General features: G+C 39.8%; 27 protein-coding genes and 1 pseudogene. 7 read left to right on the top strand and 21 right to left on the bottom strand.

Going from position 1 to position 24,848, the window contains the following annotated elements:
• The first annotated feature begins 4 nt into the window (after positions 1-4).
• Complete coding sequence (locus ACFVS1_RS01540; protein ID WP_387544838.1) at positions 5-853, top strand: HAD-IIB family hydrolase; 849 nt, start codon at positions 5-7, stop codon at positions 851-853.
• A gap of 47 nt (positions 854-900) precedes the next feature.
• Here the strand turns inward: ACFVS1_RS01540 and ACFVS1_RS01535 are convergent, their stop codons facing one another.
• From ACFVS1_RS01535 to ACFVS1_RS01505, 7 genes are all read right to left on the bottom strand, one after another.
• On the bottom strand, positions 901-1,827 hold the full coding sequence (locus ACFVS1_RS01535) for a peptidoglycan-binding protein (RefSeq protein ID WP_387544836.1): 927 nt from the start codon (positions 1,825-1,827) through the stop codon (positions 901-903).
• Positions 1,828-2,411: 584 nt separating this feature from the next.
• A complete protein-coding gene (locus ACFVS1_RS01530; RefSeq protein ID WP_387544835.1) occupies positions 2,412-3,059 on the bottom strand; it encodes a 3-oxoacid CoA-transferase subunit B in 648 nt (215 codons plus the stop codon).
• Between the two features lie 17 nt (positions 3,060-3,076).
• Positions 3,077-3,772 (bottom strand): CoA transferase subunit A, encoded by a 696-nt coding sequence (locus ACFVS1_RS01525; protein ID WP_352925981.1) that lies wholly within the window; start codon positions 3,770-3,772, stop codon positions 3,077-3,079.
• A 32-nt stretch (positions 3,773-3,804) separates the two neighbouring features.
• Entirely contained in the window at positions 3,805-5,190 is a 1,386-nt protein-coding gene (locus ACFVS1_RS01520; protein WP_352925980.1) for a GntP family permease, read from the bottom strand.
• Between the two features lie 667 nt (positions 5,191-5,857).
• Positions 5,858-7,528, bottom strand: a complete 1,671-nt coding sequence (locus ACFVS1_RS01515) for a sigma-54 interaction domain-containing protein (protein ID WP_387544834.1) — start codon at positions 7,526-7,528, stop codon at positions 5,858-5,860.
• Positions 7,529-7,592: 64 nt separating this feature from the next.
• The gene (locus ACFVS1_RS01510; RefSeq protein WP_387544833.1) at positions 7,593-8,768 is read right to left on the bottom strand and encodes an acetyl-CoA C-acetyltransferase; all 1,176 of its coding nucleotides are present in this window, start codon (positions 8,766-8,768) and stop codon (positions 7,593-7,595) included.
• Complete coding sequence (locus ACFVS1_RS01505; RefSeq protein ID WP_352925975.1) at positions 8,768-9,712, bottom strand: 3-hydroxyacyl-CoA dehydrogenase family protein; 945 nt, start codon at positions 9,710-9,712, stop codon at positions 8,768-8,770. The genes ACFVS1_RS01510 and ACFVS1_RS01505 overlap by 1 nt, the downstream gene beginning before the upstream one ends.
• Positions 9,713-9,969: 257 nt before the next feature.
• Here ACFVS1_RS01505 and ACFVS1_RS01500 point away from each other — a divergent pair, with 257 nt between their 5' ends.
• Both ACFVS1_RS01500 and mleCBF read left to right on the top strand, forming a co-directional pair.
• Positions 9,970-10,746 (top strand): 3-hydroxybutyrate dehydrogenase, encoded by a 777-nt coding sequence (locus ACFVS1_RS01500; RefSeq protein ID WP_352925974.1) that lies wholly within the window; start codon positions 9,970-9,972, stop codon positions 10,744-10,746.
• Positions 10,747-11,042: 296 nt separating this feature from the next.
• Positions 11,043-11,885 (top strand): CBF family alpha/beta fold macrolide esterase, encoded by an 843-nt coding sequence (gene mleCBF / locus ACFVS1_RS01495; protein WP_352925973.1) that lies wholly within the window; start codon positions 11,043-11,045, stop codon positions 11,883-11,885.
• A 53-nt stretch (positions 11,886-11,938) separates the two neighbouring features.
• Here the strand turns inward: mleCBF and ACFVS1_RS01490 are convergent, their stop codons facing one another.
• A complete protein-coding gene (locus ACFVS1_RS01490) occupies positions 11,939-12,136 on the bottom strand; it encodes a YjcZ family sporulation protein (RefSeq protein ID WP_387544832.1) in 198 nt (65 codons plus the stop codon).
• Between the two features lie 284 nt (positions 12,137-12,420).
• Between ACFVS1_RS01490 and ACFVS1_RS01485 the strand changes: the two genes are divergently transcribed.
• Positions 12,421-12,963: a hypothetical protein gene (locus ACFVS1_RS01485; RefSeq protein WP_387544831.1), complete on the top strand. Its 543-nt coding sequence runs from the start codon at positions 12,421-12,423 to the stop codon at positions 12,961-12,963.
• Between the two features lie 57 nt (positions 12,964-13,020).
• Here ACFVS1_RS01485 and ACFVS1_RS01480 read toward each other — a convergent pair whose 3' ends face one another.
• The 4 genes from ACFVS1_RS01480 to ACFVS1_RS01465 all read right to left on the bottom strand — a co-directional run bounded on the left by ACFVS1_RS01480 (position 13,021) and on the right by ACFVS1_RS01465 (position 16,069).
• Positions 13,021-13,236, bottom strand: a complete 216-nt coding sequence (locus tag ACFVS1_RS01480) for a DUF4083 domain-containing protein (protein WP_387544829.1) — start codon at positions 13,234-13,236, stop codon at positions 13,021-13,023.
• Positions 13,237-14,131: 895 nt separating this feature from the next.
• A complete protein-coding gene (locus tag ACFVS1_RS01475; protein ID WP_352925968.1) occupies positions 14,132-14,269 on the bottom strand; it encodes an SRPBCC family protein in 138 nt (45 codons plus the stop codon).
• Between the two features lie 211 nt (positions 14,270-14,480).
• Positions 14,481-15,353, bottom strand: coding sequence for an AraC family transcriptional regulator (locus tag ACFVS1_RS01470; protein WP_387544828.1), 873 nt, complete (start codon positions 15,351-15,353; stop codon positions 14,481-14,483).
• 263 nt (positions 15,354-15,616) lie between these two features.
• Positions 15,617-16,069: a GNAT family N-acetyltransferase gene (locus ACFVS1_RS01465; RefSeq protein WP_352925965.1), complete on the bottom strand. Its 453-nt coding sequence runs from the start codon at positions 16,067-16,069 to the stop codon at positions 15,617-15,619.
• 241 nt (positions 16,070-16,310) lie between these two features.
• Between ACFVS1_RS01465 and ACFVS1_RS01460 the strand changes: the two genes are divergently transcribed.
• Together ACFVS1_RS01460 and ACFVS1_RS01455 are read left to right on the top strand one after the other, a co-directional pair.
• Positions 16,311-16,490 (top strand): small acid-soluble spore protein H, encoded by a 180-nt coding sequence (locus ACFVS1_RS01460; RefSeq protein WP_352925964.1) that lies wholly within the window; start codon positions 16,311-16,313, stop codon positions 16,488-16,490.
• Positions 16,491-16,773: 283 nt separating this feature from the next.
• On the top strand, positions 16,774-16,929 hold the full coding sequence (locus ACFVS1_RS01455) for a hypothetical protein (protein ID WP_164468797.1): 156 nt from the start codon (positions 16,774-16,776) through the stop codon (positions 16,927-16,929).
• A gap of 217 nt (positions 16,930-17,146) precedes the next feature.
• Here ACFVS1_RS01455 and ACFVS1_RS01450 read toward each other — a convergent pair whose 3' ends face one another.
• The 3 genes from ACFVS1_RS01450 to ACFVS1_RS01440 all read right to left on the bottom strand — a co-directional run bounded on the left by ACFVS1_RS01450 (position 17,147) and on the right by ACFVS1_RS01440 (position 20,489).
• Positions 17,147-17,659 (bottom strand): DUF3189 family protein, encoded by a 513-nt coding sequence (locus tag ACFVS1_RS01450; RefSeq protein WP_352925962.1) that lies wholly within the window; start codon positions 17,657-17,659, stop codon positions 17,147-17,149.
• Between the two features lie 281 nt (positions 17,660-17,940).
• Positions 17,941-19,050, bottom strand: a complete 1,110-nt coding sequence (locus tag ACFVS1_RS01445) for a D-alanyl-D-alanine carboxypeptidase family protein (protein ID WP_387544826.1) — start codon at positions 19,048-19,050, stop codon at positions 17,941-17,943.
• Between the two features lie 467 nt (positions 19,051-19,517).
• A complete protein-coding gene (locus tag ACFVS1_RS01440) occupies positions 19,518-20,489 on the bottom strand; it encodes an acyltransferase family protein (RefSeq protein ID WP_387544825.1) in 972 nt (323 codons plus the stop codon).
• A gap of 378 nt (positions 20,490-20,867) precedes the next feature.
• Here ACFVS1_RS01440 and ACFVS1_RS01435 point away from each other — a divergent pair, with 378 nt between their 5' ends.
• Entirely contained in the window at positions 20,868-21,260 is a 393-nt protein-coding gene (locus tag ACFVS1_RS01435; protein ID WP_387544824.1) for a thiol-disulfide oxidoreductase DCC family protein, read from the top strand.
• A 373-nt stretch (positions 21,261-21,633) separates the two neighbouring features.
• Here ACFVS1_RS01435 and ACFVS1_RS01430 read toward each other — a convergent pair whose 3' ends face one another.
• From ACFVS1_RS01430 to ACFVS1_RS01405, 6 genes and pseudogenes are all read right to left on the bottom strand, one after another.
• A complete protein-coding gene (locus tag ACFVS1_RS01430) occupies positions 21,634-22,980 on the bottom strand; it encodes a DUF3238 domain-containing protein (protein WP_387544823.1) in 1,347 nt (448 codons plus the stop codon).
• Positions 22,981-23,116: 136 nt separating this feature from the next.
• Complete coding sequence (locus tag ACFVS1_RS01425; RefSeq protein WP_387544822.1) at positions 23,117-23,503, bottom strand: KGG domain-containing protein; 387 nt, start codon at positions 23,501-23,503, stop codon at positions 23,117-23,119.
• Positions 23,504-23,661: 158 nt separating this feature from the next.
• Positions 23,662-23,859: pseudogene (locus ACFVS1_RS01420) on the bottom strand (KGG domain-containing protein); the annotation flags it as partial.
• Between the two features lie 152 nt (positions 23,860-24,011).
• Positions 24,012-24,161: a YvrJ family protein gene (locus ACFVS1_RS01415; RefSeq protein WP_387544820.1), complete on the bottom strand. Its 150-nt coding sequence runs from the start codon at positions 24,159-24,161 to the stop codon at positions 24,012-24,014.
• 54 nt (positions 24,162-24,215) lie between these two features.
• Positions 24,216-24,434 carry a DUF2922 domain-containing protein gene (locus ACFVS1_RS01410; RefSeq protein WP_387544819.1) on the bottom strand — a complete coding sequence of 73 codons (219 nt, stop codon included), beginning with the start codon at positions 24,432-24,434 and terminating at the stop codon, positions 24,216-24,218.
• A 42-nt stretch (positions 24,435-24,476) separates the two neighbouring features.
• Positions 24,477-24,695 (bottom strand): DUF1659 domain-containing protein, encoded by a 219-nt coding sequence (locus ACFVS1_RS01405; protein WP_387544818.1) that lies wholly within the window; start codon positions 24,693-24,695, stop codon positions 24,477-24,479.
• Positions 24,696-24,848 lie beyond the last annotated feature (153 nt).

The following is a 24,848-nucleotide window of genomic DNA, read 5'->3' as shown; positions in this document are numbered from 1 at the left end:
TGTTATGTTGTTGAATAAAAAGGGCGGGTTTCAGTTATTGCCAAATGTTGAAGACCCAAAATACATTGTATTCTGTGATTTCGATGAAACCTATTATCCTCACTCCATGAGTCACGAGAGGCAGCAAGATTTATATGAACTTGAAAATTACTTAGAAGCAAAAAGTAATGACGAAGAACTTGTCTTTGGCTGGGTCACTGGGAGTAGTACCGAATCAATATTACATAAAATGGAACATGGTGGATTCAGATTTTTCCCACATTTTATCGCAAGTGACTTAGGTACCGAAATCACCTATTTCTCAGAAAATAACTTTTTGGAAAAGGATCCAGATTGGCATTCACAGATTAATATCGAGGAATTTAATAAACGAAAAGTCGATGAAATTTATAATGTTCTACATAACGGCAATATACCATTGATTCCTCAGACTCAAATGGGAAGTTCACGCTATAAAAAAAATTATTATTATCAAATACAACATGAATCTGTCGATAAGAAGAACTTATCCACCATTCAAAGGGTGGCCAAAGAGTACGGGATAGGGGTAAATATCAATCGTTGTAATCCCCTTGCCGGCGATCCTGAAGATAGTTATGATATAGACTTTATTCCATTAGGTACTGGTAAAAATGAGATTGTACGATTTATGCTAGACAAATTCGGGCTGAGTCGGGAGCATGCCTTTGCTTTCGGGGATAGCGGAAATGATCTGCTCATGTTAAAAAGTGTAAAACATGGTTACCTTGTAGGGAATGCAACTCAAGAAGCCAAGGAGGCTCATACTAAAATAGCGACAGGTACGTACTCTAAAGGAATATTAAGAACTTTGCAATCCATAATGAATATTTGAAAGTATAAGTAATGAAAAAAGGTAGTTGGTGCACTCTTGCTACAGCTTTACCTTCCTGATTCCCTATCAAACAACTCATTCCATGTTTCTTTACCTGCAAGCTTATCAGCGGATATCCTGCTTGCTCTTTGGTATTTGAATAATGCCGTCTCGGTATTTTTTCCGAATTCACCATCAAGGGGCCCAGGGTCATATCCTTTCATATAGAGCGCTGCTTGCAGGATCCATGTGATATTGCAGCTAGCGCCTTTTTTTATGGTGACGATCGCATTCTTCGTTTTAGGTCCCCATTTCCCATCGACAACAAGCTTTTTATTGAATTGCTTATTCAATTCCGTTTGTAAACCCTTTATAAGGGCCGATCGAGTTTTGGGGCCATAAACCCCATCACCCTCAATAGCCGCTTTATATCGGCCATTTAACGTTTTTTGGATAAAAATTATAAGACGATCTCCTTTGCCGGACTTCGATATATTCGATTTTTCTAATTTAAGGTGAGGTTTCTTTCCAGCTTGTAACTGAGTATAAGATAAACCGCCCGTCATTTCCAAATGGGGATAATCCTTGAATGAGCTCCAATCCCCGCCCCATTCGAATCCTAAATCCTTACCTATGGCAGCTACGCGCTGCCACTTTGCATTCACGGTCCATATCGCTCTCTTGCCATCCTCACTCACAATGAAGAAATCAATAGCCAGTCCGAAATTATGATAAGATTGCCCTGGCTTAGCATTCGTCACAATAGGTTTAGCTAAATTACTATAGTTTTTTCCATTGTAGCTGTAAACTCGTCCTTGACCATAAAGCGCGGCTTGTTCTTCCAAAGAGCGATAACCTTCACTTATCTGTACAGTGATCCCTTCATTATAGGCACGTTCCACCATTACCAATGCCGATGCCTTCACAACAGGATTGATCCCTTTGCCCATCTTTTTCACTGATCGATCCAATAATGTTCGTAATGCTACTTTCACTATAATCCCTCCTTTTGAATTCCCATCAGACTTTATATAAGCCTTTTTTACGGAAAAGTAGCATAGTTGGAAAAGTTCGATCTCATTTATTAGAGAATAGAAGTAATATGTAAAAAACATGAAAGATAATCAAGCTTACAATTAAAATCTTGGTTCGGGGCGAGTGCAATTCGAAACTCCTTTTATCGTAAAAATATGAAACCGCCAGACTGTAGACAAATTGGGGAAGAAGTTCCGGTTTCCCTACAATATTTCTTAAAAAGAAGTTCCAGTTGATTGGAATGGAGGGCACGAGACTCCTGCGGGGAAAGCGTGGCCAAGGGAGACCCCGCAGGCGAACGCCGAGGAGGCTGCCGGGACCGCCCGTGGAAAGCAAGTGCCTCGTGGGAAATCATTACACAAACCCTCTTTCTGAAATCCGCCCCCTTTTCTCCGACTGTCTGCCAATAATTGTTAACTGAGGTGAAAAGGCCTGTCGTTCCTTCATTATTGCAAGGGAATTTCCCCAAAAAAATTAGACTGCTTCCGTTCGCCCGTTAGCGAATGAAAGCAGTCTAATCATGTATTATTTTTTAATCTTTATCTTACGCTTTAATTTCAATTGAGGGGCTTATCGTAAAGTCAGCCTCTGTTTTGCTTTTCACTTCATCAAGTGTTACGCCATTTTGCAGTTCAATCAATTCCATGCCCGCTTCTGTAAATTGAAAAACAGCCAATTCGGTAATCAGGCAATGTACGACTTTTTCTCCCGTCAATGGCAATGTACAGTTCTTTTTCACTTTGGATTCCCCATGCTTGTTCACATGGTCCATGATGACAACAATACGTTTTGCGCCTTGGACGAGGTCCATCGCTCCTCCCATCCCTTTTACCATCTTCCCTGGAATCATCCAGTTTGCCAAGTCCCCATTTTCGGAAACTTCCATCCCGCCTAAAATGGCTAGATCGATATGGCCGCCGCGAATCATCGCGAATGATTCAGCGCTATCAAAAAATGATGCCCCCGCTTTTGCGGTTACTGTTTCTTTTCCTGCATTGATCAAATCCGGATCGACTTCAGCCTTTTGGGGATAAGGCCCGATTCCCAGTAAGCCATTTTCCGATTGTAGCATGACATTAAAGTCATTCGGAATCATGTTGGCAATCAAGGTCGGCATTCCAATCCCTAAATTTACACACATGCCATCCTGGATTTCTTTAACGGCCCGTTCTAAGATTAGTTGTCTTGTCATTCGAATACTCCTCCTTTTTATGCGTTAGCAGTTGTAAGTCTTTCAATTCGTTTTTCATAGTCATTCCCTACAAGCACTTTCTGTACATAAACCCCTGAAGTATGAATTTCATCCGGATCAAGCTCTCCTGTGCCCACAAGCTCCTCCACTTCGACAATCGTGACTTTCCCTGCGGTGGCAACGACAGGGTTAAAATTCCTTGCCGTTTTCCGATATACAAGATTACCGAAATGATCTGCTTTCCAGGCCTTTACAAAGGCAAAATCTCCGACTATTCCTTTTTCCATAATGTATGTGCGGCCATCAAATTCTTTATGTTCTTTACCTTTTGCGACTTCCGTTCCTACTCCTGTAGCTGTATAAAAGGCAGGAATTCCCGCTCCGCCCGCTCTTAAACGCTCGGCCAGCGTTCCTTGGGGAACTAGCTCGACCTCCAGCTCGCCGCTTAAAAATTGCTGTTCAAACAACTTATTTTCCCCTACATAAGAAGCAATCATTTTTTTGATTTGTTTGTTTTCAAGCAAAAGCCCTAGACCCCAATCGTCGACTCCACAATTATTGCTGACAATCGTCAAATCCTTTACACCTTTGTTACGCAAAGCAATGATCAGTTTTTCTGGAATTCCGCTTAATCCGAACCCGCCGACGATAATGGTTGCTCCATCCTCGATTTGTTGAATAGCGCTATCAAAAGATGTTAATATTTTACTCATTTTCCATCATCTCCATTCTAAATACTATTCTATTAAATAAACAGTGAAGTTGCAAAAGCAATGATGAACACGGTCACTGTTTTCAAAATTGTAATCGCAAAGATATCTTTGTAAGATTGACGATGTGTCAGTCCAGTAATAGCAAGTAAGGTAATGACTGCACCATTATGCGGCAGCGTATCCATTCCGCCAGATGCCATGGATGCAATTCGATGAAGCATTTCCGGGGTGATTCCGACACTTTGGGCTACCTGCAAATAGTGTCCTCCCATTACTTCCAACGCAATCGAAAGTCCACCAGATGCAGATCCGGTTATTCCTGCCAGAACATTGACGGCAATAGCTTCAGATACGAGTGGATTACCGCTTGCATTGAACACCCAGTTTTGAATGACCGAGAATCCAGGTAGCGTTTTCACAACGTTCCCAAAACCAACTTCAGAAGCGGTATTGAATATGGCAAGCAATGATCCCATTGCCGCAGCTGTTAATCCACTTGCCAGTTTTACCTTGATACGTCCAACATTCAGAAGCATCGCTGCAATAATACCGATTGTCAAAGCAACAATCAAAGACCAGGATGAAGTGACTGTGCTTACATCGGCAATGTTGAAAGTTTCCTTCAACATTGATGCATCATACCAGTGCTTAACCGAAATGGCACTGCGGCTGAAAGCAAAATTAAATGCTACGACAAGGATGAGCGGTACGATGGACAGCCAAAAGTTAGGCAGGTTTTGCTGTTCTGCACTTTCTGGTTCATTAATATGTCCTTCCCCATATCCTTCACCATTTGCCAACGCTTGTTTACGGCGACGCTCTAACCAGATCATTCCTCCAGTGAATACCATGATCGCGCCAATAATCCCTATTATTGGAGCTGCATACGTATCTGTTCCGAAATAATTCGTTGGTATGATATTTTGAATCTGAGGTGTTCCAGGAAGGGCATCCATCGTATAAGTGAAAGCGCCTAATGCTATCGTTCCCGGCAATAATCTCTTTGGAATGTCTGCTTCTTTAAAAATTGCCGCCGCGAATGGATAAACGGCGAATGCCACTACAAACAATGAAACCCCGCCATATGTCAGCGCCGAACACGCCAGCACTACAGCAAGAATGGCCTGCTTTGAGCCTAGTGATTTTACGATGGTCTTGGCGATGGATGCAGCTGCACCGCTCATCTCCATGACTTTTCCGAATACGGCCCCTAATAAAAATATCGGAAAAAACGCTTTTATATAGTTAGCCGCAAACGTCATATATGTCTCTGTGTAACTCGGCAGCAAATGTCCACCGGATAAGATGACCGCCAGTAAAGTAACAACCGGCGCTATGATAATGACCGGATAGCCCCGGTAGGCTAAAAAGATTAAAAGTCCCAGCGCCACAACAATGGCTAAAATTTGAATCACCAACTCAATTCCCCCTTTTCTCCCCTTGCCCCAAAATGATTTCGGCAGCATTTAAATAGAACTATTAATCTCCTAAATTCCACATTTTTAATCTTTCCGCTTTTACCATCCATGCCTGCCTTCCCCAAGTCAGGCTGAATGATCTTCCAATTTTTGAGAACGCTTTCAACAATTTGCTGAATTACGAAATCCCTTTTCATTTTACGTGAAAAAACCATATAAAATGACAGATAGGCCATTCACTAAAGTTAATTATGCAATTATTGTGCCAACTTTAATACTATGAAAAATCTTATCTTTTAAAGCCTTTTCCAACATTTTATTTCCCTTTTAAAAGCTAAAATCCTTAAAACTGTCAAGGTTTCAGTACACCTACTTATAAACTTAAAAAAAGTGTAAGACTTTTCTTACAATATTTAAATTCCTTTTCCTTTTATGTACGGATTTCCTAACACACCCTCTTAAGAGGAGGTTAAAAAGTATAAAAAAAGTGCCCTTGGACTAAAGGGCACTTCATGTAGACATACTAAATGAAAATCGAGTTGGTCTATAGTTTTTTTACGGTTTGTACAATTTGATCGTTGATTTCCTCTACAGGCACTCGCTCACCGTCCAATCTACTATTTTTAAAATTTAGAAAGTACCCTTCGCAAAAGGACAAATTCTGCAGTCATAAACCATATTTATTCATTTTTTCATATAGTGTTGTTCGACTCACTCCGAGTCTCTTTGCCGTTTCTGATTTATTGCCTGAGGTCATTTCCAAACATGAAACGATTGCAGCCCGTTCCGTTTCATCCATTACTTCAGCTAAGGTGCGGATCGATACTGATTCTTTATGACCCGTTATTTCTTTAGGGAGATGCTTGGAACGTATCATTTCCCCTTCTTCAACAATATTCATTGCGCGTTCAATGATATTCTCCAACTCACGAATATTCCCCGGCCATTTATAAAGACGAAGCAGCCGTAATGCTTGATCACTCATTCCCATTACGCGTTTTTTCATGAGGTTCTGGTACTTTTCAACAAAATGATTTCCCAGTATTTCAATGTCCTCCGGTCGCTCCCTTAAGGAAGGAACCTGAATTTGCAAGACCTTCAGCCGGTAATACATATCAAGCCGGAATTCCCCTTTCGAGACCATTTCCTCCAGATTACGGTTCGTTGCAGCGATGACCCGTACATCAATCGGAATACTTCCCGTAGAACCTACTCTCTCAATCTCTTTTTCTTGTAAAACACGGAGCAGCTTCACTTGCATATGAAGTGGCAGCTCACCGATTTCATCGAGAAAAATCGTTCCGCCTTCAGCCGCTTCGAACTTACCTGCTTTTCCGCCTTTTTTTGCACCAGTGAAAGAACCCTCTTCATAACCAAAAAGCTCTGATTCCAGCAGCTCTGCCGGGATGGCGGCACAGTTCACTTTGACAAATACGCCCATGGCCCGTCTGCTATCATTATGAATGGAATGGGCAAACAGCTCCTTACCTGTTCCGCTTTCGCCCAAAATCAACACATTCGAGTCGCTTTTAGCCGCAATTTTGGCTTGACCTTTTACTCCCATGAAAGCAGGACTTCTTCCCATCAAATGATCAAACGTATATGAGGCCTTATTTCTCTCGCGAAAATCGCCTTTGTACTTTTTCAGCTCTACTTCAAGTGAATTTATCCGCTTGGAAAGAGCGGTAAATTGTCCGACATTCTTAAAAAGGATCTTTCCGACCGCTCCTATTAATTTATCTTGTTTCCGTATCGGGGAGCGGGTCGCAATTATATAATTATCTTTAATTTTTTGTAATTCAGCGACCTCTTGCTTGCCAGTTTTGGCGACCACATGCATACGGGTGTTTTCAATGACCTCCGTTACATGTTTCCCTATCGAGCTTTCCTGATTGACCCCAAGAAAATCCGCATACGCGTGGCTCAGCATTTGGACATACCCTTCCGTATCGACCATCACCAAGCCGTCATAGGCAAACTCGATAATATCCTTAAACAGAAGTTCTTCATGATTATCGATATTAAGAAAATCACTTTTATTATTTGTAAACAATAGGAGGTAAATCTGATACTCCTCATCACCCATTTGAATGATGGTTTTTCTGACAATCCCATTATTATCATTCAAACGGATCGGAGTGTTTACAGCTGGTACAAGGTTTTTTTCTAAAATCAAATTTATTTGCATCTCAAATTGATTCTCAGCAAAAGCCTCTGATAATACGCGATTGCTTAGAACGATTTCTTTTTCGTCTTTCGTCACCAAAACACCAAAAGGCAATTCTTCCAATATCGCTTTCACTAATTCCAATTGAATAGTTTTATTATCGCTGGCCATTCCTATTCTCCTTAACCCGTCTGAAGTTTCCTCCATTATATCATAGGAAAATGAGGCCAAGTCATTACCGTTCCACAATCAGCGCAGTCCCCTGTCCGCCACCGATACATAATGTGGCAAGTCCCGTTTTTGCATCTCTGCGCTTCATTTCATACAATAGAGTCACCAAGATGCGGGCACCGGAAGCACCTACCGGATGACCCAGAGCTATCGCACCGCCATTTACATTCACTTTCTCCGGCTTCAGTTCAAGGTCTTTAAGCACGGCGAGTGACTGTGCCGCAAAGGCTTCATTCACTTCCATCAAATCAATATCCTCTATTGTCCATCCCGCTTTTGCCAAAGCTTTCCTTGTCGCAGGCACGGGACCGTATCCCATGATTTTCGGATCAAGCGCAGCGTTTGCATATGACTTAATTGTTGCTAATGCTTCCAGTCCCAGTTCGTCCGCTTTTTCTTTAGACATCAGGACTAACATTGCACCCCCATCGTTGATTCCGGATGCATTTCCTGCCGTAACCGTTCCATTTTCCTTAAAAGCAGGACGCAGCTTCGCTAGCTGATCGATCGTCAGCCCATGACGCGGGTGTTCATCTTGGTCCACCAAGACCGTCTTTCCTCTGCGTTTATATTCAACAGGTACGATTTCATCTGCAAATCGTCCTTCAAGCTGTGCCTTTTCAGCCTTTCTTTGGCTATCTAAAGCAAATTCGTCCTGCTTTTCACGGCTGATTTCCCACTGCTCGGCAATATTCTCCGCAGTCACGCCCATATGATATTGATTAAAAACATCCGTTAAGGCGTCATATGTCATGGAATCAACTGCTTCGGCATTACCCATTTTCTGTCCAAAACGATAATTTGGAAGTAAATATGGGGCATTGCTCATGCTTTCAATGCCCCCGGCAAGAATCACATCAGCATCACCAAGGGCAATGAATTGCGCTCCCATTATGACCGTACGGAGACCAGATCCGCAAAGTTTATTAATGGCCATGGCCGGCGTTGTTTCCGGAATCCCTGCATGAATCGCAACCTGACGTGCCACATTTTGCCCTAATCCAGCAGAGAGAATATTCCCTACCAATACTTCATCGATCATATCAGCCGAGATATTAGCCCGCTTAATCGCTTCCTTGGCGGCCACAACTCCCAAGTCGACCGCCGACACATTGGCAAGGCTGCCTCCAAATGCACCAACTGGTGTTCTTGCTGCCCCTACAATCACTACTTCTCTCATCATACATCCTCCTTCTCCGATTTTAATTTTCCCAGTTTAATAAAATTACGGTCCCTCTCATTGATTTTCTGAGAAACAGTAGATTGTTCATACGTAAAAATCCCTTCTCCCGACTTCGTCCCAAGCTTACCCTCAGCCACCAAATCACGAATCAAATCAGGGGCCTCCTTACTCTGATCCAATACCGGTGAAACATTATCGAAAACGCGCTGCCATGTATCCAGTCCGCCAAAATCAGCAATCTCGATCGGCCCGGTAAATGCCCATCGAAAACCTGGTCCAGCCGTTATCGCTGTATCGATATCCTCAGCATTGGCGATGTCCTCTTTTAATAGATAAAAGGCTTCCCTCATCAAGGCAGTCTGGAGACGGTTGGCAATGAATCCTGCTATTTCTTTTTTCAAGAGAATCGGAGACTTGCCGATTTTACGCATCAACTCCATTGTTGTCTTGACGATTTCCGGCTTTGTTTCGTCATGCTGAACAATTTCAACCAATGGAACCAAATGGCCAGGATTAAAGAAATGCGTTATGACCATTCGGTCCGCAAACGAGGCCTTCTCCATCAATTGAGAAATCGGAAAGGTCGATGTATTGGAGGCAACAATGGCATCCGGTTTAATTATCTCCTCCATTTGCTCATATAGATTCAACTTCAGCTCGATGACTTCCGGAATGGCTTCAATGATAAAATCAGCATCCCTTACTGCCCCTTCCAAATCCACGCTATATGTAATATGGGCTAAAGCGACTTGCTTTTCCTGATCAGTCAAACCCCCTTCCTCAATGAGCAATGATAGATTCTCAGAAATTCGATTTTGGGCACGGTGTAGCAACTCTTCCTTTATATCGTTAATGGCGACGATATATCCGCTAACTGCAAAAGACTGAGCGATCCCGCTTCCCATTACACCTGAACCGATAATGGCTATTTTTTTAATCATCCAGCTTCCCCTTTCCGTTTCAATTACCTTTATTTACTCACCTTTTTATATATGCAATATCTATGCCAACGAAAAGGGGAAATAAAATTCTTTTTTTATCTTGAAAATCATGATAGACTCTTACTCATTAACCTAAACCATATTTTTAATAACCTTCCCTTTATATTTCCAATGGAGCTTACTCTGTGAAATATTCCCTGTTTACGACATAAAATGACAGATCTGGACCATTACATTTTTTATTGGAGGAATGTAATATGGTTAAAGATAAAGTGGCGATCATTACCGGATCAGCTAGAGGAATCGGCTTTGAGATTGGAAAGATATTCGCTGAAAATGGCACAAAGGTCGTTTTGTCCGACCTTGATCAAAACACGGTTGAAAAAGCTGCTCAAGACCTGAGGAACAATGGCTTGGAGGTTATCGGCTTAAAAGCTGACGTAACAAGTGAAGAGGATATAATCCAACTAATCAAACAAGCTAAAGACAAATATGGACGAATAGATATTTTCATCAATAATGCCGGCCTTCAGCATGTTGCTCCAATCGAGGAGTTTCCTACTGAAAAATTCGAACTGATGATCAAAATCATGCTGACCGCGCCATTCATTTCAATTAAGAACGTTTTGCCGATCATGAAAGAACAGGGCTTCGGCAGAATCATCAACATCTCTTCCATTAATGGTCTGATTGGATTTGCCAACAAAGCAGCGTACAATAGTGCCAAGCACGGTGTAATCGGATTGACGAAAGTCGCCGCCTTGGAAAGCGCCTCTTTTGGCATTACCGTCAATGCCCTTTGCCCAGGATACGTAGACACGCCTCTCGTCCGCGGTCAACTGGAGGACCTGGCGAAAACAAGACAAGTACCGCTAGAAAGCGTTTTGGAAGAGGTCATCTATCCACTTGTCCCACAAAACCGCTTACTCGATGTAAGTGAAATTGCCGACTACGCCATTTTCCTCGCAAGCGACAAAGCACGGGGCATCACAGGCCAGGCAGTCGTGTTAGATGGCGGGTATACAGCTCAATAAAATGGATCTCTAAAACCCCGAATAAAGGACACCAAAAAAGGTGCTCTGTATTCGGGGTTTTCTGTCTTCATGGAAATATGGAAAAATTTGGTGACAAAAAGAAATCTCCCATGTTACAGTAATATAGGGAAACCTCCCATTTTACACATATCAAAAGGAGGCCTCGTCATGATTATTAAGTGGGTTAGACTGCGATAATTAAAAGCGCAGGCCAATCATCATGCTCCGGAAAGAATTTATTGATCTGCGCCATCGTATCGGCTATTGGATAATATTTAATACGGAGGTAAAAAAACATGAGTGAACAGATACTGAAAATAAATAAAGTCGATATATGTACTGAAAGTTTTGGAAACCGTAAGGACCCTGCCGTGCTTTTGATCATGGGTGCGATGTCTTCATTAGACTGGTGGGATGCTGACTTCTGTGTCCGCCTCGCTGATTCGGGGAGGTTTGTCATTCGGTACGATCATCGGGATCTCGGACGATCGGTCAGTTATGAACCCGGTACCTCCAACTATACAATAACGGATTTGGCTGACGATGCCGCGGGTGTCCTTGACGCTTATTCCATAGAGCGGGCGACTATCGTCGGGATGTCCCTAGGCGGTATGATCGGCCAGATTCTTGCATTAAGATACCCGGAACGCGTAACTACGCTTACGCTAATTGCATCAAGTGTGTTCGGGACTGTCATGGAAAAACTGCCTCCAATGGACCAAAGCATATTGGATCATCATGCAAAGAGTGCTTCCATGGATTGGTCAAATCGGGAGACGGTCATCGCTTTTCTTGCGGATGGATGGAAAACTTTAGCCGGTTCCAAACCTTATGAGCAGGAAAGAATGTATAAACTGGCAAAAAGAGAGGCGGACCGTGCCAAACAGCTGCCGAGCAGATTCAATCATGCTTTGCTTGCTGGAGGGGACGAATATTATGATAGAATGGGTGAGATATCCATACCTGTCCTCATTATTCATGGCACAGAAGATCCAGCCTTGCCATACGAACACGGGCTTGCTCTTGCAAAAGCCATCCCTCATGCAGAATTAGTGACTCTTGATGGATCAGGGCACGAGATTCATAGTGAAGATTGGGATGAAATGATCGATTCAGTCATTAAGCTAACTTCGCGATAAATTAGTCATAAAAGAAGCCGACCAATAAAGGTCGGCTTTTTTAAAATACTACTTTAGCAGAAACCGCCATATCCTTGTACGGGGCTGCAACCGCCGCCATAACCGCCGTAACCTCCGTCACCGCCGAAACAAGCCGCTCCAACGATGATTAAGAGTATAAACAAAACGACTATAAAAGCGAAACCTCCACCAAATCCACCAACATCATTACAACAACTTGATTCATGACCACAATTTGACAATAGAAACATCTCCTTATTCGTTTTAGGAGGAAAATTAAATGGGTTACTTCAACTTATGTTCTATTTAGGATAATGACACAAAAATCACCGAAAACTTTTTTAACCACCTTTAGGTGATCCGAAATAAAACAGTTTAACAGGGTTTTGTTTGGAGATTTCATGTAGCTTCGCCTAACACAGCTCAGAACTTCCGGACACCTTATTACTCATTGAAAATTTTTATTGTTTGTGACATCTAATTCCTATTAACTTCAGCTTATTGTAATATGAAGCTAAAAAGGTCCGAGGTATTTATGATAAAAGGAAATTCTTATATTCTTGTATTCTCCATGCTTGTTCTGTTGACAATAGTACTTGTTTCAACTACACCAAACATAATTAAAACCTTACTTGCTTTTATAACGATTGCGTTTTTATTTCCTGTGATTAGAAAGCTTCTGTATAAAGACCATTTCAGAAAAATTAAAGTGGCATTCTACTCATCATTGACCTTTACAATTGGTTTATTTCTAGTCTCGATCTTTGAAGAACCATCCTTTACATTAGATGGAGATTTATTTCAGATTATTCTTATTGTGCTTTTTTATACTTTAATGGGAAATTTCTTTTATGGCTTACCAGTCTCACTGATTGCTGAAATTATTTCAATGAAGTTCTTCCATATTCGTTTCTGGTTATCTGGAGCAATACATTTTGGTTTTGGATTGGCTACATACTTTATCGACCCAGGAGGTTTCTTTATCTTTGCGGTTATTTGCTCCATAATCTTTTTTGCACTAGATGAACTCACTAAAGTATATTCGACTTCTTATTGGACTAACCTGCGCCGCTACTAGTATTTTAGAGTGACCATAAAATGTAAAGGCACAAAAAAAGAAAAGGATTAAAAAAAATTACTCTCTTTTATCCTTTTCAAGCATCTCAATGACTCTATCAAGCTTTTGTTCTATTTTATGGGATTGTTTTGACCTTGTAAGAAGAGACCGAACAAAAAAGTAAACAGCAAAAATCATCCCACACAACAAAACAAACATAATAAGTTGATATACCATATCACCGATATTGTAACTCAAAGGAACTTCACCCCTTTCTTTTTTTGGTTTATCCATAACACTCACGTCACTGCACAGAACGTAGAGTTGACAAAATTATTCGTATAGTTTTTTAGATATCACTTTTAGTTCTTTATATATTTGTGTAAGTAATATTAGAATATGTAATGGCAATCCAACTGCAAGTCCCACCAACGGAGAATAAGGTCCAGCGAAAGTAAAGAGAGATACAAGTGTAAGAGTTACATATATAGAGATAATTAGTGCATTCAATTAATATTCTCCTTTTCTGGATAATTATATCATAATCCTCTTACGAATTTGGAAAACCCTACGGCTCCTTAGCTAACCTACTTTATCAGAGCTGATTTCTTAAAAAAAGTAATAATTTTACACTTTTATACTGGAACATTTGTTCTATCTGTGTTATTGTTATAAAAACAAATAAAAAGATCAAATCGCACCAAAATGATTTGATCCGTAATTATAAATAAAGGCCGGTTGTATCCGCGGGCCTAACACGGTTGTACCGCTGAGCCGAGCCACTTGCTAACGTTCAGGGTGCCGGTGATAAAAACAGCTACGAACTTCAGCTAAAGCACCCATTAGTTCTATAACGACTTTTTTATTACCAGTCGTGTTTTCTCACGTAGTTCATAATTATTAAGTGTGATAGTTAAGGCAAATTCAACATTTCTTTTCTTGATGAACTGACCTGCCACTATTGAACCTAGTGCGTATTCTCGGCAATCTTTTTCAGTGCCTTGCACGAGAAACGATAAAGGCTCGCATATATTTCTCCAAAAACAACTGATCAGCTAAAACTCCAATAGGACCGAACGGTGACTTATATTGAAATTTATCTATCATTATAGTCCCGCCCTGCTCTTCTTTAAACGGATGTGTATGTGCGAAGGGAATGGAAGGTCTCTTCACCATAATATCCACAAACTTATTTGGTTTTACCATTCATGTCACTTGTGTGAATGGCTTCCCAAGTTACAGTATCTCCCTCCTCTAATAGACCTTCTGTTACACCATCAACTGCAATTTCCTTTGTTTTCGCTGTCGTTTTGGTATGGATATCCACGCTCCTCTTCAGGTCAAAACATCATTCAACCAGTGCTTTAATAAATTGTTGATACTCAATAACAGGCATTTCTCAATCTCCTTATATAAGCACTTTCTATCCATCATTTAGCTCGTTTTAGCAATTATTACCTAGCCCCCATTCCACCTTCCTGCCTGTTTGTTCCATAAGAAAAAGCTGCCTTAAGACAGCTATTCGAATAGATTTTTTTCTACTTTTTTATAACAGGGATCCATATTTCACTTCTAAATGTCGGTGAGGTAATATCTTTATTTTCGTTCCAAAGGATTTCCGGCCCTTCTCTTTGTTCATAGTTAGAGGATGGAAAAAACTCGGAATAAATCCGGTCCCATACATTTTGCAGTGTTTCAGGAAAGGGTCCGACTGCTTCGAATACGGCCCATGTAGATGCATCCACTTTCAGCTGTGTTAAATCATCTGGACATTCCCTCGTTGTTGCTGCGCCGATATAATGATCAAGCTCCCCTTTTTCCTCAAATCTGCCTTCGGAAAAGTTCGCAGATGCACTAAGCAGACCTAATGGCTCGACATTCGAAAGGTTTTTAAGTTCATTTATCATTTTCTCGTCTAAACTTTTCCACATGGATGCAATCTCTGGATTAACCCCGTTAAAAATGATTGGAACTCTTTTTTTCATTCCAATTATAAGAAATGCCTCTTTTTCTTCAATTCGATAGTTCATTTCACTGCCTCCTTTAATGGATAATTGGAAGGACATCGGTGGATACGCTTTAAGTGAATGGCCATTACTTCTCGCTTCTGTTGGTGTGATGCCATGCAAATGTTGAAATGCTCTCGCAAACGAGTCCGGTGAACTGTATCCGTACTTTATCGCTATATCAATGACCTTTATGTTGTTATCTTTAAGCTCAAACGCTGCAAGTGTAAGTCGTCTTCGGCGGATATACTCGGATAGTGAAATACCTGCAAGGAAGGAAAACATCCTTTTAAAATGATATTCCGAGCAATAAGCTAGCCTTGCAACCTCTTTAAAGTCAATTTCGTTCGTAAGATTTTCTTCAATGAATTTAATGGCACCATTCATATTTTTGAGCAAATCCATTCAATGACCTCCCTTATATCAACAGAATAGCAGGAGTTGAAACGAATCATCCGACATTCTGTGCACGATGATGCAGGGTATAAACATTTTCTATTAAAATAGTTATATAAGCATCGTCAATTAACCGGTATTCACATTTGGCTCCTGTATTCCTGCATATAAGTCAGAATTTCTACTTCAGCTAAGCCCCTTTTGCCCTATAAGAAAAGAGCAATTCGTCACTGCCCCTTAGAGAACTTTTGCCCCAGTTATTGAAAATACTCTCATTGTTGAGATGGGGATTTACGGACTTTTTGCATAAATAGCTCTGGATTATCAATCTGATTAAAACCATATTTTTTATATAATGAATGGGCATCATTAGTAGCTAACATAAACCTGCGAACCCCTTCTAGTTCGGAATGGTTGGTGATAACCTCCATTAACCATTTTGATAATCCTAATTTACGATAGTCAGGTAATATAAACACATCGCAAAGGTACGCATGGGTCGTTAAATCGGTTATTACTCTTGCAAATCCAACTTGTTCACCTCCTTCATTTTCCATTTCACCTTTATAAACCCCAAAACATAAGGTCGTATTATCAATTGACTTTATTACTGTTTCTTTGAGTATTCCCTTTGACCAATAAGCTTCCTGATTCAAAAAATCATGTATTAAATCCACATCTAAATACTTTTTATTAGTGGAAATTGAAAACCCCTTACTATTCATTTTACATCCCCCTGAACGTTTTAAATTTTCTGTAATTATACCAAATCACTGTTTTAATCTTTAGAACTTACCTGCCGAGATGGTTAAAAGCTGCCTTACATATAACTCGATCTTCAGCTAACGCACCAGTTAGTTAAGTAAGGCTTTAAGGGTTTCTTGGAAGAATTTTAATACAACAAGTATAACTAAGTAATCCGAAACAAATATTATACATGTTGCAAAATCAAAGGAGGTGGCGAAAATGAAAGCACAACGAGCAGAAGAAATTGCTTCTTCACCACATATGGTAAATGTAACCTATAATGAGGAAAGCATCTATATCGAGCACGTCGATGAACAAAATGGAACGGCTACAATCCATCCCCTTGATGATCCAAATAAAAAACAAAGTGTTTCTGTAACCAGCTTAAAAGAACAGTAATTTCCTCGATTCAATTAATAAACTTCCACTTTCGGGTGGTGGTTTATTGTTCGGTTAAGTCCAATTACCATCTTATTAATTAATCCATCCCTTTGTTGAACTATCCTGCCCGTTAGTTGCACAAAAAAAACTGCCTTAAAGACAGCTCAGATTTTCAGCTAACGCACCTGATATTTCAACAAGGACAAATAATAAGCTACTAAAGACAAGAATTATACGTATTAATTTTCCTCATACTTGCGCATATTAAAAACAATAACATTGAAAGCGAGATGGATACGTAATGTCTAAACAAGGGATGCAAAACAAGGATCAAACGAGAAAGCAAATCGAGAAACAGGATAAAAGAAATGATGTTGAACTAGGTAATGAATTTCAAATTGGAAACACAAGTTCACAGAGCTCCAAAAAAAGTGGACGTCAAGTAAATAAAAAATAACCTCAATCTTTCGGGGTTATTTTTTCTATTTCATAAAACCTCAATTTTCTGAAATTAAGTCGAAAGTGCTAATCTTCAGCTAACGCACCCGTTAAAATGAACAAGCACCACGTCTTCTATAGCACATATCCATCCAGAGGCGTAACAAAAGTTGACTTAATATATATCGCTTCTCATACAATTCCGGCATCCAACAGAGATAAAACTTTTAATCGTATTACTTATATATTTCATTTTCCAATATAATCACTTTTTCCCCATTCGCTGCTTTCCCTATTTGTTTTGTATTTTCAACCAACCTAAAAATATTATCACAGCATTGTTTTGCACCTATAATTAATAATGGTACACCTATAAAATCAATTTTTAATACTCTTGATAGGAATCCCCCTATAGACATGGCAATAGGTACAGTTGGTGATGTATGGGAGAATACTATTTTTTCGTTAAAATGAAATTTCTCTTCTAATAGTAAAGTCAATTCTTTTAATGCCGGAACAACGAGTTTCTCTCTTTTATGTCCAATTGTATAAACTGAGTTGCCCTCTTCATCGGTCCCCCGAAAAATTAGCTTTCCAAATTCCTTTTTCGTTAATTTGTTAAAATATTTTACATTTAATATTTCTTCCGATGTTAATTTTCTTTCCGATTGTGGTAATTGTTTTAAATGATATGCGGCAGCCAAAGATGTGGTATGTGTACCCCCATAATCATTATAGATATACATCATGAAATCATCCCTAATGTTTTTTTACTACTATTATGTTCATAAACGCCATTTCCAATTCAGTCATTATTTTAGGTAAATATAACAAATTCAGGAATAGAATTTTATTTCACACAATCAAATTGTCCTATCTAAAAACACGACATTTTTGCAGTACGATAAGAATCTTCCTGTTGCTGAATCATCAATAAAAATAAAAGAGTACACCTATCAGTCATGAATGATAAGGGCACTCTTTTATTGTTTTTATTATGTATAAACTGGGGTATGTATAGTAACGAGTTCTAAAATCCTCCCCCTCCTAGGGATAGTACAGAAAATTTTATTAGCTTATCATTGATTGCTTCTTTTTTAATCGGGGCAGGCAATACTGTGTTCCTAACATCAGCGAACGTTTTAAGGTCAAAGGATTCTATTGCTTCCCCCTCTTGGTTCATGATTGAGAGAATTCCATCATTACTCGTTTTTAGACTAGGTTGATCACTGATTAAATGAGTATAGTATAAGTCTTCGTTCAGCGTGTAGGAATGAGAGTAGTCCACTGAATAAAGTTTGCTTTTTTTATCAATTTTGCCTGACTTAAAGTGATCAAAGCCATAATTGAATAAAAGCTTGGTATCAGCGTAGGCAACCTTGTCTGAAGGAGCTTTTAGAGTGACTGCAATCAATTCCTGCTCTCCTCTGGTGGCCGTGGAAATCAGGGTGTAGCCGGACTGACTGACGAAACCGGTTTTCCCGCCGGTTATTCCCTTATAGGGGAGTTCGCCTTTTAACATTTTATGATGGGTAATTAGGGTTGTGTCCCATGTTTCCACTTCCCATGGTAAATCCTTCTTCCCAAAATAATCACGGAAAGTTTCATTTTTCATTGCATATTGGGTAATTTTCGCAAGATCACTGGCTGTAGTTAAATGGTCTTTGTCAAACAATCCGTGGGGGTTCGTAAAATGAGTATCGGTAACGTTTACTTCTTTTCTTAAAAACTCATTCAAATCTTCCATAAACAGTTTTTCACTGCCAGACATATGCTCTGCAATTGCGATGGCTGCATCATTTCCGGAGTTGATTAGCATTCCTGCAATTAAATTGGAAAGCTCTATTTCCTCCCCAGGTTCAATAAATACCGAAGACCCGTCTGCCTTCGCTGCTTTTTTGCTAACCGTCACTAGTTCGTCCATATTCCCGTGTTCTATAGCATAAATAGCAGTGGCAACTTTCGTTAGACTGGCTGGATACATACTTTTATTCATGTTTTTTTCGTATAATACTTTTCCACTTTTCGCATCAATAATGATCCCGGCTTCACTAATGAGAGGTAAGTCAGATTCTGCACTTACAGTCGTAGAGGCGAAGGGGATTAAAGCCAAAATGAAGATGAAGAAAAACTTTTTCATATGCCGCTCCTTTAGTGATAGTAAAATCCTATATAGTCATAATAAAATAAATCTGAATGTTTAGAGTTGATTTATTGAAAGTGAAATACAAAAGTAATTGCCCCTTAATAATTCTGGAAACATTTCGGGGAATGTTCTTCTTTTTCTTTCCTACAATAACTTTATAAGGGGTATCGTCCTTTTATTGGATGATTTATTTAATCCCCTTTAAATAGATTTTTTGTAAATCACTACATCTTTTCATGAAAAAAACCCTTCAAACCGAAGGGCTCAGACTGTAGATAAACTCGATGAAGAACAAGTTTGTCTCGATTTTTATTTAGGTTTATAAAACCTGGAACGTTGATTGGAACATAGGGCACTCGCTCCAATCAACTCTGTTTTGAACTTTAGATAAAACCCCTTTTGTCTACTAACTCACCCCTTTAAACGGAAGGGCTAGTTACTTTATAGGTGTTGAAAATCTGTTATGTTTTCATTTTCATTCCTAATAACAGACATTCCACTTTTACAATCGGTTTTCTTGATAATATAAATATAATGGTTACAGATATGACTAATAAAACATAATATTGGCCACTTTCTTTGATCCAATCATAAATAAATGAGTTATAAACATATTCCAGAAAAAACATATGAAAAAGATAAATAGCTAATGTAATGGATCCTATTTCAGTAAAAAATGTATGCTTTCTAGGAACAATACAAAGAAAACAATAAGTTGCCGCTCCCATGATTACATAAACGATCAACTTATATATAAACCCGAGGGCAATGGGACCTTGCATTAATTCTTTATAACCTAAACGGCCATAAAACCACTCTCTCCAAGTAATTTCACCAAAGAAATAAATACCGGCAAAAATTAGCCCTAGTACACCCCAGCCGATTAGAGCATTCCTTTTCTTTTTAACCCACTCAAAATGATCCTTTTCTAAAAAATGTCCAATTAAAAAGAAAGGAAAGAAAAAGAATGTTCTCGACAAACTTAACCATTCATTCACTTCACCAAAGTAACCAATTATTAGAGATACAATTATAGAAAAAACGATTCCATATTTCCTTGAGGTGAATAGTAACAATAATATATTCCAACAGAATAAGCTTATCAGGAACCATAAAGCCCATCTTGGAGTTAGAATTGTGAATTCAATTGGTTCATCAAATAACCTCTGATAATAGAAGGTATAAATCATCTGGAATATTACATAGGGAATTAATATTTTCTTAATTAGCCCCCAGAAGTCCTTTTTACTTTTAATCTTTCTTGAAAAATAGCCGGATACTAAAATAAAAGCTGGCATATGAAATGAAAAAATAAACAAATAAATCGTTAAAATCCATTCGTTTTCTTCTACCATTCTTGCTAATGTGTGTCCCAAAACAACTAGTACGATTAAAACAGCTTTCGCATTATCAAAATATGGATCACGCTTCATGAAATCTTACCCCCTTTAAAGAAACTACTCGTTCTATCTTCTAATCCTCAATTATGGTTTGAATGAAAAAGCCGGCTTTCCCCTAATATAGGATTGCCGGCCTTTTACTTAAGGAACTTCATTGGAGTATCTACCATATCACAGCTTGTTTACAGGATAGTTAATGTAAAATAACAGTTTGATAACAAGAGACTTAAACAAAACACTCCACCCGCCAATTGGCTTATGGCGCTAACGCACCCGTTGATGACTTGCCGGAACGAACAATCACTTCCAAAATCAACTCCCAAGCAGTTCCAGACGTTTTCGCCTAACCAAAACGGGTAGTGTATTATAGAAGCATGAGTATGATAACGTCTCTCTATAGGAGGAATGTTCATGAATCCGATCATTTTGTTTGATGGTGAATGCAACTTTTGCGATTCGAGTGTACAGTTCATTATAAAGCGGGATCCGCAGGGGCTTTTTCATTACGCTTCGCTTCAAAGTGAGGCGGGACAAGAGTTGCTGAAGAAGTATGATGTTCCTGCAGATATAGATAGCATGGTCCTGATCGAAAGGGATAAGGCCTACTATAAATCGTCTGCAGCCTTGAGGATATGCCGCCGCTTACAAGGGGCATGGAAGTTGCTTTACGGCTTCATCATCATCCCAAGCTTCACCCGTAACTCCGTTTATGATTTCATTGCCAGGAACCGTTACAAATGGTTCGGAAAGAAAGAAGAAAGCTGTATGCTGCCGTCGCCAGGTGTTCGAAAACGCTTTTTATAAATAGACTTGTAAACATTAATGTTAATTTAATTAATGACCGTGGAGAAATAGTTCGCACTTAGGGGGAAAAAATCAGGAAAAGGCTAATCAAACATCTTCAGAAGTTTGGGGTAGGAGCAGATAAAATTATTTTATTCATTTTATTTTAATTATCGTTTGAATTTTGGTCAATAATTAGTTAAATTAAATTTTCCTAAATAACTAATTAACCAAAAACCAATAGGGAAAATTGGAAGATATAACAAAAGTGATCATTACCGAAAATTCACTAATAATTGCAAATAACTTAATAGCTGCTACTCTGGTCTAGCAGGCTTCAAGAAGGTATACGAACAAAAAAAGGACGATTAGCGCTCAGGGCTTTTCGTCCTTTTCATTGTGTAAACGTGGAATATCTCCATAAATGATTGGCCGTAGGATGCGCCATCATTTCGAGCCCTTTGTTTTCCGCCAGGTGCAGGGGTTCCCAGTCCGGGTCATCTGCCTCCTTGAGGTAGACTTCGTGATGCGGTGCCTGATCATGATAGCCGGCGATATTGATTTCTCCATTTCGGTAAAAGGTCCCGATCACTTTATAATCCACGGCAGGAGAAATGATGATTGGGTTGCCTACAGAGTGTGTCAGCTGAATGGTCGTTTTCTCATGATTGGATAATACACGCTTCACTACAATGTCTTCATCCGAGGCAACTCCTTCTTCGAGGAAATCGCCATCATGATTGTAGGCTTCACTTTTCCCGACCGCTTTGGAAAATTCAATCTCGGCTTTTCTTTCCTTTTCGTGAATATACACATCGACTCTAGTCCGGAAACGGGGTGATTCAGGATCAAACGCGCGATTGTCTCCTTTAAAATAGGGAACCTTCGATGCAAGATTGGGGTTTTTTAGCCATTCTTCCGGTAAAAAGGTTGTATAGCGCAGCTGCCAATTTCTTTTCTTTTTACCGTCCGCATCGTTTTCAACTGACTGCAAAAGCTTTTTTACAGGCCCAATCTTTTTCGTATTCGTTATTTCCTCGATCGCTGCCTGTGCTTGGGATGAACCTTTTTTTACGGCTCCGACAATACTCGCTACAAGTGATTTCACGGCATAGGACTCCTGCTCTGACCGTGGAAGGGGCCGTTTAGCTTTTATGGTATATGTGTATTCCAGATCTTCACTAATACTTCGATCACTGAAGGAACATCCGCCCACTTTCCCAATATCCACGCCGTTTCGGTAAATCGTATACTCTTTTATTCCTTTGATGTGCTCCCATTCCAGACTGGTTTGGCCTTTTGCGACAATTGTCGTGAATACCAAATCCAAAAGGATATTATCTTCTTTTTTACTCTGGGCGGTCGTTGATGTCTGTATCTTCACCCTGTTCACTGCCTGATTTTTTTCATTCAAACTATCTATCGTGTACGTGTAAATGGTTCCTGGAGTCAGGCCCCGATCTGCAACCTTCGGCTCTGAACCGCTGTAAATCAGCTCTTGCCCCCTAAATACCCGATAGAAACCGACTTCATCAGGCCAAATAAGCGTAATGGCATCTTCTTTCCGTTCGATCTTACACATCAATGAAGCCGTTTTGAATACCGCCTGATGCTGCCTCTTATTGGAAATAAGATAAGCGATTCCCGCAAGTCCAAGAGCAAGCAATGAATGCCTCGCAGTGAATGTAATTCCGCCTACTTTTAAACGGGGGAATAAATAATGGGCAATCAATTTCTTCATCACCTCTTCCTTTTTCTAGGTGTTATTTCTTTACCCACTTAATTCTCCAAGCACACTTTGCAATGTGCTGTGATGGCATAAAAAAACCGAGGGAGTGGTTACTCCCTCGGTCATTTATTAGTTTCTGGATTATATTTTAACGGCTGCTTTTTTCCCCGCCCTTGCGTCCTGCTTCTTCACGGCTCATTTTTCCATCATCGGAATCATCACGTTGATTGGCCCGTGCCTGTCCGCCTTTTTCGCCGATTTCCTGATAGAATTCCTTGCCATGACTGTCGGATGTCGCTTCTCCGCCTTTTTTACCAATCTCTTGATAGAATTCCTTATCATGATTTTCGGAAGTTGCTTCTCCGCCTTTTTGGCCAATCTCTTGATAGAATTCCTTATCATGATTTTCGGAAGTTGCTTCTCCGCCCTTTTGGCCAATCTCTTGGTAGAATTCCTTATCATGATTTTTTGCTGTTGTTTCTCCACCTTTACGTCCTGCTTCTTCACGACTCATTTTTTCATTGTTGTTAGCCATTAAAAATTCCTCCTTATTATTTGGACTTTTCATGTACTAGCTACATATGACATGTACCCGCTTGAACAGCTATAAACTTCAGATCGTTTTTTAGCGACGACTTTTTTCCTCGCCATTAAGTCCTGCTTTTCCCTGCTCATTTTTCAATCATCGGATCCATCACGTTGATTGGCTCTAGCCTCTCCGCCTTTTTTGCCAATTTCCTGATAGAAATCCTTATCATGATTTTCGGAAGTGGCCTCTCCGCCTTTATGACCAATCTCTTGGTAAAATTCCTTATCATGATTTTTTGCTGTCGCTTCCCCGCCTTTGCGGCCAGCTTCTTCCCTGCTCATTTTTTCATTGTTGTTAGTCATTAAAACTCCTCCTTATTATTTGGGATTTTTTATGAACTAGCTACAGTTTTATGTATACCCGATAGATTTGATATAAAACTAGAATCTATTAAAACTTTTCCATTTTAAAGGAAAAAGCATCATGAATGATATCACTCATGATGCTTCCTAACCTACTTGGGAATCCCTTCTCGCAGGCGTTTTGGCAGCTCTACAAGGGTTTCATTCAAAGTATCCAATTTCGTTTCGATTCTATGAAGCAAATAAAGGGTAACAATGATCGGGAACCCAATATCACTGACAAATGGCAGAATTTGATCCACTTTTTTATTCACCTCACTTCAAGTGTGTCCAACAAAGATGAACCTCCCTTTCGTTTAAATAAGTTCCACTTCCTCTACATTCCGCTCAACAAGGCGCGCCGCCTTCAAATCGACGATATTCCCGGAGGATGTTACGAACACATTTCCCGCAATGATTTTTTCCATTGCCTGTTTAACCGTGTTAACTCCGACCGGCTCCTTCGGATTATCAACGGAAATCGTCGCTGACTTTCCTTCCGCCGTAACGAAAATCAATTCCAATACTTTAGCCATTTCACATCACCTCCCCCTCTTCAAAAATCTTTCGAAATCCGTTTAGCCAATCAAAGAATACGCATCCACCCTGGTCACTTCACCCATTGGATAATTCTGTACACTTGCGATTGCAACGGCTGTTGAATACAACTGGTCCGCCGTCGCCTCGACCTTGATGTTTGAAAATGTCCTCCGCTTGAAAACGAGAGCCCCTTTTTCATTTAACCCCGTCTCAAAATCGATCCGCAACGTACTTGATACTGGAATTTGATTTGCCATATCACTCACCCCCTTTCACACTCTATATAAACTTTTACAGGATGAAAGTAGCATGGTCTTGAAACTTTTCGGAAAACGTATAAAAAGCTCCCCATCATTTGGGCAGCTCTATATCAGTTTTTTTGACTTTAATAGATATTATTAGAATTACTA

The sequence above is a fragment of the Peribacillus sp. NPDC058075 genome, from assembly GCF_042885195.1.
Classification (GTDB): Bacteria; Bacillota; Bacilli; order Bacillales; family DSM-1321; genus Peribacillus.
The sequence above is the reverse complement of the archived record's forward strand: the minus strand, read 5'-3'. Positions and strand labels throughout refer to the sequence as shown.